This window comes from Mucilaginibacter yixingensis (assembly GCF_041080815.1).
Classification (GTDB): domain Bacteria; phylum Bacteroidota; class Bacteroidia; order Sphingobacteriales; family Sphingobacteriaceae; genus Mucilaginibacter; species Mucilaginibacter yixingensis.
Genome location: NZ_CP160205.1, coordinates 852,621 through 865,391, shown reverse-complemented (window position 1 = coordinate 865,391; position 12,771 = coordinate 852,621). Strand labels below are relative to the sequence as shown.

The 12,771-nt window shown below is 44.6% G+C and carries 11 protein-coding genes; 5 read left to right on the top strand and 6 right to left on the bottom strand.

What is annotated here, in order from left to right; genetic code table 11:
- Positions 1 to 10: 10 nt before the first annotated feature.
- The 3 genes from ABZR88_RS03625 to ABZR88_RS03615 form a co-directional block, all read right to left on the bottom strand.
- The gene (locus tag ABZR88_RS03625; protein ID WP_107829773.1) at positions 11 to 1,282 is read right to left on the bottom strand and encodes a c-type cytochrome; all 1,272 of its coding nucleotides are present in this window, start codon (positions 1,280 to 1,282) and stop codon (positions 11 to 13) included.
- Positions 1,283 to 1,687: 405 nt separating this feature from the next.
- Entirely contained in the window at positions 1,688 to 2,761 is a 1,074-nt protein-coding gene (locus ABZR88_RS03620; protein ID WP_107829771.1) for an FISUMP domain-containing protein, read from the bottom strand.
- Positions 2,762 to 2,883: 122 nt separating this feature from the next.
- Positions 2,884 to 3,864 (bottom strand): deoxyhypusine synthase family protein, encoded by a 981-nt coding sequence (locus tag ABZR88_RS03615; protein WP_107829769.1) that lies wholly within the window; start codon positions 3,862 to 3,864, stop codon positions 2,884 to 2,886.
- Between the two features lie 296 nt (positions 3,865 to 4,160).
- On the opposite strand from ABZR88_RS03615, the gene ABZR88_RS03610 reads away from it, so the two are divergent.
- Together ABZR88_RS03610 and ABZR88_RS03605 are read left to right on the top strand one after the other, a co-directional pair.
- Complete coding sequence (locus ABZR88_RS03610) at positions 4,161 to 5,342, top strand: polymerase (RefSeq protein ID WP_107829767.1); 1,182 nt, start codon at positions 4,161 to 4,163, stop codon at positions 5,340 to 5,342.
- A 189-nt stretch (positions 5,343 to 5,531) separates the two neighbouring features.
- Entirely contained in the window at positions 5,532 to 5,957 is a 426-nt protein-coding gene (locus tag ABZR88_RS03605; protein ID WP_107829765.1) for a hypothetical protein, read from the top strand.
- Between the two features lie 63 nt (positions 5,958 to 6,020).
- Here ABZR88_RS03605 and tnpA read toward each other — a convergent pair whose 3' ends face one another.
- From tnpA to ABZR88_RS03590, 3 genes are all read right to left on the bottom strand, one after another.
- A complete protein-coding gene (gene tnpA, locus ABZR88_RS03600) occupies positions 6,021 to 6,458 on the bottom strand; it encodes an IS200/IS605 family transposase (RefSeq protein ID WP_107829763.1) in 438 nt (145 codons plus the stop codon).
- A 249-nt stretch (positions 6,459 to 6,707) separates the two neighbouring features.
- Positions 6,708 to 7,797 (bottom strand): peptide chain release factor 2 gene (prfB, locus tag ABZR88_RS03595; RefSeq protein WP_146166573.1). Its coding sequence is split into 2 segments (ribosomal slippage): positions 6,708 to 7,736 and positions 7,738 to 7,797, totalling 1,089 coding nucleotides; the frame shifts between segments, so codons are not numbered across the junction.
- Positions 7,798 to 8,061: 264 nt separating this feature from the next.
- Positions 8,062 to 8,496, bottom strand: a complete 435-nt coding sequence (locus ABZR88_RS03590; RefSeq protein WP_107829759.1) for a hypothetical protein — start codon at positions 8,494 to 8,496, stop codon at positions 8,062 to 8,064.
- Between the two features lie 337 nt (positions 8,497 to 8,833).
- On the opposite strand from ABZR88_RS03590, the gene pgi reads away from it, so the two are divergent.
- From pgi to ABZR88_RS03575, 3 genes are all read left to right on the top strand, one after another.
- Positions 8,834 to 10,480 carry a glucose-6-phosphate isomerase gene (gene pgi, locus ABZR88_RS03585; protein WP_107829757.1) on the top strand — a complete coding sequence of 549 codons (1,647 nt, stop codon included), beginning with the start codon at positions 8,834 to 8,836 and terminating at the stop codon, positions 10,478 to 10,480.
- Between the two features lie 276 nt (positions 10,481 to 10,756).
- Positions 10,757 to 11,653, top strand: coding sequence for an alpha/beta hydrolase (locus tag ABZR88_RS03580; protein WP_107829755.1), 897 nt, complete (start codon positions 10,757 to 10,759; stop codon positions 11,651 to 11,653).
- A gap of 198 nt (positions 11,654 to 11,851) precedes the next feature.
- Positions 11,852 to 12,712, top strand: a complete 861-nt coding sequence (locus ABZR88_RS03575) for a YitT family protein (RefSeq protein WP_107829753.1) — start codon at positions 11,852 to 11,854, stop codon at positions 12,710 to 12,712.
- The last annotated feature ends 59 nt before the right edge of the window (positions 12,713 to 12,771 follow it).

Below are 12,771 nucleotides of genomic sequence, written 5' to 3'. Positions count from 1 at the left end.
TTTCTTTTAATTAATAGTGACATTTACCGCACTCGGTACCGCCCATTTCTTTCTCGGTCACTTTCTCGCCACGTTTAATTTTGTCGTGAACTTCTTCCAGGTGAGCGTAGTAAGCGTTGCCTTTGTAGTCAACCTCGGTGCGTTTGTGGCACTGGATACACCATTTCATGGTCAATGGTGAGTATTGGTAAACCTCTTTCATGGTTTCAATCGGACCGTGACACTGCTGACATTTGATTTTGCCAACTTTTACGTGCTGAGAGTGATTGAAGTAAGCCAGGTCTGGCAGGTTGTGTACCCTTACCCACTGCATTGGATGAGCTTTGGTGCTGTCATATTTAGCTGTCGACGGATCGTAACCTAGTGCGTCATAGATCTTGTGAATCTCTGGCGACTCAGTTTTAACCGTTTTGTGGCAGTTCATACAAATATTAAGTGAAGGAATGGTTGCATTTTTTGACTTGTATGCACCAGAGTGACAGTATTGACACTGTATCTTCATTACACCAGCATGCAGATCATGCGGGAATTTGATTGGCTGCACCGGCTGATAACCCTGGTGAACGTTGGTGTTCCACATGGTTACCCAAGCGTAGCTACCTAAAGCAAGTGTACCACAGAACACAAAGAAGAATACCAGTTTCTTGTTTTTGCTCAGCTTAACAACAGTTGCTAAAGCGCTGCCTTTCTCTGCCTGTTCAGCTTCTTCCTCGTCGGTAAGTAAGCCTTTTTTCTTTAACAGTAAGCGCTCCAGTGTACCGATAACTTTATTCAGTACCAGGATAACGATGAAAGCAATAACGATTACGCCCAGCAGGCCGTAGATCATCATGCTGCTTGGGCCTTTGTCTTCTGCTGCAGCACCTTTGGTAGGATCACCACCCTTAGGGGTTTCCTGCATTTTTTTGTACTCGGTGCGTACATAAGCAATAATGTTGGCCGCATCGCCGTCACTCAGATCGGCAAACACGGTCATACTGGCCTGGTTAAACTCGTTGTAGATCTTTAATGCTTTAGGATCTTTAGCGGCGATTACAGCCTGGTTGTTTTGAATCCACTTGGTTAACCATTTGTCATCAGTTTCTGCTGTAATGATTGGACCAAGGGCCGGACCGGTCATACGCTGATCGAGCTTATGACAAGCGGTACATTTGCTTTTAAACAGCGCCTCACCTTTTGCTGCGTCTCCCTGTGCACGGGCCGCAAGGCTCATCGCCGTTAAACCGGCAACCAGTAAAATCGACCTTGAAAGTTGTTTAAGAATCAATGAGATACTTCTCATAAAGTGTATTTGTGCTTAATAATTTTTAATTATTTGGTTGAAAATGCTGATAGATATCTAATACACCCGCTTATTTTCAGTGCACAAAAGTAAAATTTATTACAGTATAGCTGACAAATTAGTGACACTAAACTATAATTTATAATCTTTCTAAATAAAACACAAAAACCGCCTAAATGATATCAAAAACCGCGTTTTTACCCTAAAGCACCCTGGCGTTTTTTTTATCAACAAAAACTTAGAAGCCAAAAATATTGTTAAAAACCGTCGTCAATTGAAGTTGCCACTCGCATTTTTTATCATCATGGGGCAATTTGGGGGCATTCATAAAAAAAGCGCATCAAAACTGCGGGCAATTTTGATGCGCTTCATAAGATTAGCCTATCTCTGTACGTTATAAGGGTGTTATTCTGCTGGTTGATCTTTTACACAACGCACGCTGAGTTGCCAGGCTATCCCCTGCCGGTTGGTACGCAAAGTATTGTCGCCTTTATCTATATGCATGGTGATGAGGGGTGTGCCATCATGCGTGCTGGTATAAAATGTAGCCATACCCTCCAGGTATCTGAATTTGCCTGCACCATATTCGCCCCCGAAAGAAATTTTCAGTGTATTTACCAGATCAGGACACGCTTGTCCTAACTGCTCCCACTCTGCTGCAGTTGGCAAGTGCCACCCTTTGGGCACAGCCGCCTGTGCAGCGTAAAAGCCATATAGCCTGCCATAAATTTTGGCATTAGCCTCGTCGCCACCGTAATATTGGGCGCCGTCTGTTTTGTAGTTAAGGTTTTGGGCCATCCAAATTTGGTTACCAACTTTTACGGTTTGATAAACCTGACCATCGCGCTCATCAGTAAAAGTGCCATAGTTCTGGTTTGCCGGCTTCCGCTTCTCCTTTACAATTTTATCGGCGCCAGCATTATAATTCTTGGTAACAGTACTACCTATTTCATCTTTAACGCACCTCACACTTAGTTGCCAGCCAATTCCCTGCCGGTTGTTATACAAAGCAGGGTCGCCTTTATTTATATAGACCGTTATTACGGGCATCCCATCATGCGTAGAGGTATAAAACGTGGCCTTGCTGCCCAGATACATATGTTCACCTGCACTATATTCACCACCAAAACGAATGTTAAGCTTATTCACCAGATCAGGGCAATCGGCTTTTAACTGGTCCCACTCGGCAGCGGTTGGCAGGTGCCAGCCTTTGGGCACCGCAGCCTGTGCGGCATAAAAACTATATAACTGACCATAAATCTTGACGTCGGCCTGATCACTGGCATAACCCGTGGCGCCATCTACCTTGTAATTCAGATTCTGAGCCATCCAGGTATGTCCGCCAATTTTTATGGTTTTGTAAATCTGGCCGTCCCGCGCATCGGTAAAAGAACCATAGGCAGATTGGGTAGGCTTTTTAACAGCGCAGGCAGAGAGCAGCGACAGCGATAAAATTGTTAACAGAGGTTTTACTTTCATGATTTTAAGGTTTTATAGGTTATAGATGTTTAAATATAACTAATTCCATAAAGCCAAACATCATAAAGCAAAAAAGGGATAAACTGATAGTTTATCCCTTTGATAATTCTTTATAAAAGTAATTACTGATTCAATATCCAGGCAAAGATCAGCGGAGCCACGATGGTAGCATCACTCTCCACAATAAACTTAGGCGTATCAATATCCAGCTTACCCCAGGTAATCTTTTCGTTTGGCACAGCGCCAGAGTATGAACCGTAAGAAGTGGTTGAATCTGAAATTTGGCAGAAGTAGCTCCAGAACGGAATGTTTTCCATCTCCATATCCTGGTACAACATTGGCACTACACAAATTGGGAAATCGCCGGCAATACCGCCACCAATCTGGAAGAAACCGATGCCCTTGCCTTCTGAGTTTTGCACGTACCAGTCGGCCAACCAAGCCATATACTCGATACCGCTTTTCATGGTAGTGGCTTTGATCTCGTTTTTAATTACGTATGAGGCGAAGATGTTGCCCATGGTAGAGTCTTCCCATCCTGGTACCACAATTGGCAGGTTACGCTCTGCGGCGGCCAGCATCCATGAGTTTTTCGGGTCGATCTCGTAATACTGCTCCAGCTCGCCGCTCAGCAATATTTTGTACATGAACTCGTGCGGAAAATAACGCTCGCCGGCATCGTCGGCATCTTTCCAAATTTTATGAATATGTTTCTGCAAACGGCGGAAGGCTTCTTCTTCAGGAATGCAGGTATCGGTAACACGGTTGTAGTGGTTCTCTAACAGATCCCACTCATCCTGCGGTGACAGATCGCGATAGTTAGGTACACGTTTGTAGTGCGAGTGCGCAACCAGGTTCATGATATCTTCTTCCAGGTTAGCGCCGGTACAAGAAATGATATCAATTTTACCCTGACGGATCATCTCGGCCAGCGAGATACCCAGCTCTGCCGTACTCATGGCGCCGGCAAGGGTCACCATCATTTTGCCGCCTTCCAGCAGGTGTGTTTCATAACCTTTGGCCGCATCAACCAGCGCGGCAGCATTAAAGTGAAGGTAGTTTTTCTCGATAAACTGAGAAATAGGTCCTCTTGTATTGCTCATGATTTTGTTGATTTCTATTTTCGGCGCAAAGGTAGGCTTTTAGTTAAATAGTTGATTGGTTAATCAGACATTAGTTCTGAACGGAAAATAACGGAGGGCCTTAAAATTTTGTAGAGCCACATATTTGTGGCTCCCGCGTGTAATGACATCTGACAAATGAGCCACAAATATGTGGCTCTACGAAAACAGTTCCCCCTCACGCCCTCTGTGCTAGCCACAGTGTCTTCATTGTTTAATTCACCATCATCCCCGACAAATCAAACAAAATGGCGTTATCTTAGCCGCGCAATCTTACCATGAAAAAACTTCTACCTATTATTATACTGTCGCTTGCTATCGGCAACACGGCATCGGCCCAAAAAAACCTGCTCCCTAAATTTGTGCGCAAAATGTTGTTTGAGAAGGATAGCAGCAAGCACAGCAGCTTCTTCCTGTTGCCGGTATTCAGCTCGGCACCAGAAACCGGCGTTGAGGTGGGCGGCTCAGGTCTTTATTCTTTTTATACCGATACCGTGCATACCGACACCCGGGTATCAAACGTGTTTGGCTACGCAACCCTTACTACCAAGGGCCAGAACCGGCTTAGTTTGAGCACCAGCTACTGGACATCGCAAAACCAGTGGCACTATACCGGCTCGATTAGTTATATTAACTTCCCGTTCGATTTTTATGGCATAGGCCCAGATACTTATAAGGCCGATAAAGACCGCCTGGGCCAACACCGTTTTAAGTTAAACTTTGAGGCCGATAAGCGCATTACGCAAAATTTATATATAGGCGCCCTGCTAGGTGCATATGATTATCATTTTGAAAATAAAAATCCCGGCGGCAGCTTCGATACTAACCCGCTGGTGCAAAACCGCAATGGTGGCGGCGGGATGCTGGCTGGCGTAGCCCTGCAGTTTGACACGCGCAACAACAATACTTATACCACCAAAGGAATATTCATTAACACCTATTATTACTTAATGGGGGGCGTTAACCGCGATAATTACCTTTACACTCTGCCCGGACAAAACCCGCCCAGTAACAATAACTACCGGGGAGGCCTTCTTAATATAGAAATTACCCAATACAATAAGTTAAGTAAACGCTTTGTATTGGGTTTTGACATGCAGGAACAAAGCCTGACCGGCGGCCAGTCGCCCTTCTACCTCCTGCCCGCCCTGGGTAGCGACGAGATGATGCGCGGTTACTATAACGGCCGCTACCGCGACCGTAACATGGTTGCAGCTCAAACTGAACTGCGCTACCGTCTGAGCGACCGGATTGGCGTGGTAGGCTTTGCAGGTACGGGCACCGTGTTTAACAAATCACTCTCATTCGCTCAATTGAAACCCAATTATGGCGGCGGTCTGCGTTATTTCTTCGACGTTGAAAAAGGGCTTTCTATGCGTATGGACTACGGCGTGGGCCAGAAAGTGCCGGGCGAAGGCCGTCAAAGCGGCCTTTATCTAAGTTTGGGAGAAGCGTTCTAAGATTAAGTGAGTGATTTTTGAAGGAGTGAATGAGTGAGCATGGAATATGCCAGACGTGCTTGTTCGTTCATTCACTCATCCAAAATTCACTCATTCGCTCATTCAGAAAATCATTCGCTCATTATTTTTTTGCCGGTAATAATAATTCACTACCTTTATTCGTATTAGGTACAAGCCTTGCCTTTTTCGATGAACCAACGTCTGCGCTATCTATTTGTCGTTCTTGCTGTTGCAGCTGCCTTTGCAGCCTGTAAGAAAGAGGATGTGCAAACAGGTCTGTCGCAAATTAACGGCGAGGTAATGCAGGCCAACATCTCTGGCGTTAACGGGCCAACCAGCGGCAAACCCGGCGAAACGCTCACTTTTAACTTGCTTTGGCATAATACACAACAGGGGTTGTGGTTTGACCACGTAAGCGATAGCACTGCAGATGATGACACCCGTATTGTTAAACTATACAGCGTTATCCGCACAGATAGCATCCCTACAGATTCTGTGCCCCGCCCTATCAGCTACACCTTCAAGGCACCAACGGCCGGTACTTATTACCTTAAATTTTATAAGGTAGAGAATACCGATAAGTCGGCTATTATTGATACGGTGGTGATTAAATAGTTTGCGTTGTTAGAATTACAACTATTTTGCAATTACTTCGTTTCTTTCCAAACAAGACTGTGATTAATTATCTTTAATAAGATTCCATCCGTATCTAACCATAAACTCGTTGACTTCCTGGTCGAATGTTTTTTTGGCATGATGCTGTTCCTGATTGCTAATATAGGTTATAACTGCAGGAACTTGTGATTCGCTCACAGAAACAGCAAAATAATCGTCTTGCCAGCTGAATTTCTCTGAAGTTAGATTATTTTGATTGATCCAGTAAGATGATTCCCCTTTTATTAACTGGCTAATTTTGGCTATGTTTTGATCCTTTCCCAATGATATCAGGCAATGCAAATGATCGGCATAGCCATTTATCGCTTGCAAAAAGATATTTTTCTCGCTGCAATTTTGAGCAATATGCTTATAGACATCATATCTGATCTGTTTGCTCAATAACGGTTCGCGATTTTTGGTGGAAAATACAAGGTGTACCCAGATCTTTACAAACGACATAATTTAGGTTTAACAAAACCTAAAGATATAACTTAACTATTTAATTTTGGCTAAAGCCATTTTGTTGCATTAGCACCCCGTCCCATAAATGGGACGGCAATGAATAAATTCAGAAACTGATATAACAATTGTCTTAAAAATCATCATTCATTGCCGTTGACTAAAGTCAACGGCAAATTAAGGAGCCAACAATCGGCTTTAGCCAAAACAAAAAAGCAGCGCTAATTAAACGCTGCTTTTTATTCCTCCCTACTTCGCTCCGCCAAACTCCATCAGGTAAGCTTTCAGGAAATCATCCAGCTCGCCGTCAAGTACCGCCTGGGCGTTTGAGGTTTCATGATCTGTGCGCAAATCTTTCACCAGTTTGTATGGGTGCAGTACATAGTTACGGATCTGGCTACCCCATTCAATTTTCTTTTTGTTGCCCTCAATGGCATTGGTGGTTTCCTGGCGTTTGCGCATCTCAATTTCATACAACTGCGATTTCAGTAAGCGCATGGCATTATCTTTATTCTGCAGCTGCGAGCGCGACTCCTGGTTCTTGATAATGATACCCGATGGTTTGTGATACAAACGCACGGCAGTTTCTACCTTATTTACGTTCTGCCCACCGGCACCACCTGAGCGGAAGGTTTCAAACTCCACATCGGCAGGGTTAATCTCAATTTCAATGGTATCATCTACAAGTGGATACACGTAAACCGAGGCAAACGAGGTATGGCGCTTGGCATTGGCATCAAACGGCGATACGCGCACCAGGCGGTGCACCCCGTTCTCCCCTTTCAGGTAACCGTAAGCAAACTCGCCCTCAAACTGCAGGGTTACGGTTTTTATACCGGCCACATCACCTTCCTGGTAATCTTGCTCGGTAACTTTGTAGCCGTTTTTTTCACCCCACATAATGTACATACGCATCAGCATGCTGGCCCAATCGCAGCTTTCGGTACCACCGGCACCGGCAGTGATCTGCAATACGGCATTCAGCTGATCCTCTTCGCTCGAGAGCATATTTTTAAACTCCAGTTCCTCCACTGCTTTTAGCGCGGCATTGTATTGCTCTTGCATTTCGGCCTCGGTGGCATCGCCGCCCTGGTAAAATTCAAAAAGCACGCCCGTATCGTCAATAATGGCCGATAGTTTCTGAAACTGGTCTGTCCAAACTTTTTTTGTTTTGATGGAGGCCAATACCTTTTCGGCCTCTTTAGGATGATCCCAGAAATTGGGACCAATGGTAATTTCCTGTTCTTTGGCTAGTAAATCGAGCTTATTGTCGATGTCAAAGATGCCTCCTCAGGGAAGCAGTTCTATCCCTCAAGTCTTGTACTTGTTCTTTAGTCATACTGGCAAAGATAGTAACATTTCGGATTTGGAAATTTTGATTTCGGATTTGTTATGAGGCGAACTAAATGTAGAGGCGCATAATTGCGTCTCCCACTTGATGTTTCTGATAAATTATACACCTGCAAGTTTGGCTTATCTTCCTGGAGACGCAATTATGCGTCTCTACAAAAGTGATTCTGAACGATGAATCATAACCCAACAAAAAAGCCCGCCTGCAAAACAGACGGGCTTTCAAAGTATAAATTTTAAAGTAATCTCAAATTTAAGCAACCATCAGTTGGTTAACCAGCAGACTCAGGTCTGCACGATTACCGTTGAGGTTTGACAGCATGGTGCCAAGGGCAAAATCTTCTTTACCGCTACGGGTTTGCGTTACCAGCTGATCCATTATGCCTGGAATCAATTGCAGCGAGGTAGCCTGCGCGTCCTCGGGGTTAAGGCCATAAAACTTATTCAGTTTATTAGCAAAACGATTAACCATACTAGTAGTAAGGGCAGCACCATAGATGCCCGAATATCGGAAAAACTTAATCAGATCGTTTAACTTACCGCTCTCCATCTGGTTTTTTAACACCTCGATGATCGAGCTGGAAGCCTCGATAATTACTGCGTCACGGTCTTTTGCCGCAATCACCGGATTGTCAATAACTGCCTCTTTGGCGTTATTTTTAACAAGCAAAAAAAGTTTTTCAAACATGGTTAATTTTTCCTTTCCTGATTAATTAACAAATTGATGAAGTATTGTTTTATTAATTATCAATAAGACAAAGATAGCAATTGTTTATTTTGATTTTCAAAATAATATTTAAAAATTGTTAAAATATTGTCAAAATAGAATGTGTATTCAAAACACTAACCTCATGTGTGCTTTTTACACACAGAGACCGTGTTAATCAAACACTTAGCTAATGGCATAGCCGAAACACGCAAAACGGTCTTTCAGGTAGCATTTGCATAATTGCAGATTTTAACAAACAATAATGCGAGCTTAACCATTAACTTTTTAAATTTGACGAGATACAATTACCTCAACTATGTTGCCAAATACTGATTTTACCAGCACCGCAGCCTATAAATATCTTACAGATCACTTTATAGACATTGCCAAAACAGACCTTAAATCGCTTTTTTCATCTGACAATGAGCGTTTTAACAAATTTTCCTTCCAGTTTGAAGACATTCTGGTAGACTTTTCTAAAAACCGCATCACCGATGAAACTTTAGCGCTTTTAATACAGTTGGCGCGTGAGTGTTCACTAAACAGTGCAATTGAAGCGATGTTTAACGGTGAAAAAATTAACGCTACCGAAGGTCGCCAGGTGCTGCATACCGCCCTGCGTAACCGCAGTAACACTCCTGTTATTGTTGATGGAAAAGATGTGATGCCGGAGGTAAATGCCGTGCTGCAACACATGAAAGAGTTTAGCGACGCAGTGATAAGTGGCGCGTGGAAAGGTTTCAGCGGCAAAGAGATAACTGATGTTGTTAATATAGGCATTGGAGGTTCTGACCTGGGCCCGGTAATGGTTACCGAGGCATTAAAGTCATACAAAACCCGACTGAACCTGCACTTTGTATCAAACGTTGACGGTACACATATTGCCGAAACGTTGAAAGGTTTAAACCCTGAAACTACCCTGTTTCTGGTTGCCAGCAAAACGTTTACTACGCAAGAAACCATGGCCAACGCGCATTCTGCACGCGAGTGGTTCCTGGCCGGCGGCGCACAGGAAGCAGATATTGCCAAGCATTTTGCTGCCTTATCTACTAACTCTGCCGCGGTTGCGAAATTTGGTATCGATACCAAAAACATGTTTGAGTTTTGGGATTGGGTAGGTGGCCGTTACTCGCTGTGGAGCGCAATCGGTCTGTCTATCGCCCTGAGCATCGGTTTTGATAACTTTATTGAGTTACTTGACGGCGCACATGCGATGGACAATCACTTCCGCAATACCGAGTTTGAAGAGAATATCCCGGCTATACTGGCGCTGATCGGCATCTGGTACAATAACTTCTTTGATGCTGAAACCGAAGCCATCCTGCCATACGATCAGTACCTGCACCGCTTTGCCGCTTATTTCCAGCAGGGCGATATGGAAAGCAATGGTAAATCTACCGACCGTAACGGTAACATCATTGAGTACTCAACCGGCCCGATTATTTGGGGCGAGCCAGGCACCAACGGTCAGCACGCATTCTATCAACTGATTCACCAGGGTACCAAACTGATTCCTTGCGATTTCATCGCACCGGCACAAAGCCACAACCCGCTGGGCGAGCATCACCAGATGTTGTTATCAAACTTCTTTGCCCAAACCGAAGCGTTGATGAACGGCAAAAACTACGATGAAGTGGTAGCCGAACTGAAAGCAGCCGGTAAAAGCGAGGCCGAGATTGAGAAACTGGCGCCATTCAAAGTATTTGAAGGTAACCGCCCTACCAACTCTATCCTGGTAAAAATGATCACGCCGCGTAGTCTGGGTTCATTAATTGCTATGTATGAGCACAAAATATTTGTACAAGGCATTATCTGGAACATCTACAGCTTTGACCAATGGGGCGTAGAGCTGGGCAAACAACTGGCTGGCAAAATCCTGCCGGAGCTGAAAGGCAATGAAGATGTGTCATCACATGATTCATCTACCAATGGCCTGATCAACCAGTATAAAGCCTGGAGATAGTTATTGAAGATTAGAGTTTAAAGATTGGGCTTTGCCTATCTTTATAAATCAAAGCCATCCGCTAATAACGGGTGGCTTTTTGTTTGTAATCATTCGAGTCTACACCACAAGTGTTGGGAAGCGCTGAAATCTCCCCTTGAGAGGGGGCGTGTTGGACTGTGCGGCTGTAGGGGTGTGTCACGTCAATAAAGCCGCACATTAATTTTACACTGTTTCTGGGCAACAACGGTCTGTTTTTTTACCTTAGCTACATAGACCATTGTTTACCAAAAAATTATGAAAAAATCATTACTGCTATTAGCCATGCTGGCAGCTACTGTGGCCTTTGGCCAGGAAAAACCCATACCGCTTTATCCCAACGGTATCCCAAACTCAAAACCTGCACCTGCTACTTATAAAGAAAGCATTGTTAACGGCGGCGCCAGCAAGGTGACCGATCCGGAACTGACACCTTACCTGCCCGAGAAAGGCAAAGCCAACGGTACGGCCGTAATTGTTTGTCCGGGTGGTGGCTACGTGCACCTGTCTATGGTTAAAGAAGGCGCCGATATTGCCAAGCGCTTTAACTCTATTGGTGTTACTGCTTTCGTATTGAAATACCGCCTGCCGAGTGATTCTATCATGAAAGATAAAACCATCGGTCCGCTGCAGGATGCCCAACGCGCCATCCAGATGGTACGCGAGCGCGCAGCACAATGGGGCATTGACCCGGCAAAAGTGGGTATTATTGGCTTCTCGGCCGGTGGTCACCTGGCTTCTACCGCAGCTACTCACTTTGATAAAGTGGTAATTGACAATAAAAACAACACCAGCGTACGTCCAGATTTTGCGCTGCTTATCTATCCTGTAATTACCTTTGGCGATTTGGCTCACCGCGGCTCGCAAGTAGCGCTGACCGGTAAAGACGCTAGTCCGGAATTGATTAACCTGTACAGCAACGAGAAACAAGTGACCGCCAACACGCCTCCATGCTTTTTGGTACAGGCGGAGGACGACCACACGGTACCCGTACAAAACAGCCTGATGTTTTATGATGCGCTATTGAAAAATCACGTAAAAGCCGAGATGCATATTTATCAGGCTGGCGGCCATGGTTTTGGATTGAACAACAAAACCACTAAAGACGATTGGTTTGAACGTTGCGCGAACTTTTTAGCACAGAACGGGTTTTAAGTTAGATGTGAATAACCCAGCCATTTTTCCATAGCGTCATTGCGAGGCACGAAGCAATCTCTGTACATGCATGTCCGCTTAACATTTCCGAGTGTCCTTCGCAGAGATTGCTTCGTTCCTCGCAATGACGTATCGCTTTTACTGACAATACGGAATAAAGCATTTATTTGCACATAAATTGATCTGCACATCTGCCCAATGAAGTCTAAAGAAACTACCCAGGAAATTATATTTATCATCATTGGCATTTTCTCTGCCGGGATGGGTTTGAAAGGATTTTTGTTATCCAGCCATTTTATTGATGGCGGCGTAACAGGTATTTCCATGCTACTGGCAGATATTACGCCGGTACCCATCTCTATCTTCATCTTCGCTATCAACCTGCCTTTTTTATGGTTAGGTTATCGCAAACTGGGCAAAACTTTTGCCATTAAAAGTACGCTGGCTATTGGCGGCTTATCGCTCTGCCTGGCGCTGGTACACTTCCCCGATGTAACGCATGACAAGCTGTTAACAGCCGTGTTCGGCGGTATTTTTCTGGGGACAGGTATAGGTCTGGCTATTCGTGGTGGTGCTGTGCTGGATGGTACCGAGATTGCCGCTCTGCTGGTTAGCAAACGCTCGCAGTTACTAAAAGTAAGCGACGTGATCTTGTCGCTCAATGTGGTCATTTTTGGTGTAGCAGCTTTTGTGTTGGGGATTGAACAGGCCTTATACTCCATCCTCACCTACCTTTCGGCCTCAAAAATGATTGATTACATTCTGAATGGTATTGAGCAATACACCGGCCTCACTATTGTTTCTATCCATAGCGAAGTGATCCGTCAAACCATTACCGAAACACTGGGACGCGGTGTTACGATCTACGAAGGCAAAAACGGCTATGGCAAAGACGGTGCAATTAATGACCCGCGCGATATCATCTTCACGGTTGCCACCCGGTTGGAAATCCCATCCATCAAAAAAGAAGTATTGGCTATTGACCCAAAAGCTTTCATTGTTCAGCAAAGTATTGATGATACAACAGGCGGACTATTGAAAAGAAAAGGGTTGCACTAAGTACGGTTAATTGAAAATTTGCGGCCGAAAGTTAATTAAAAGCTGCGCGGCGGATGTCG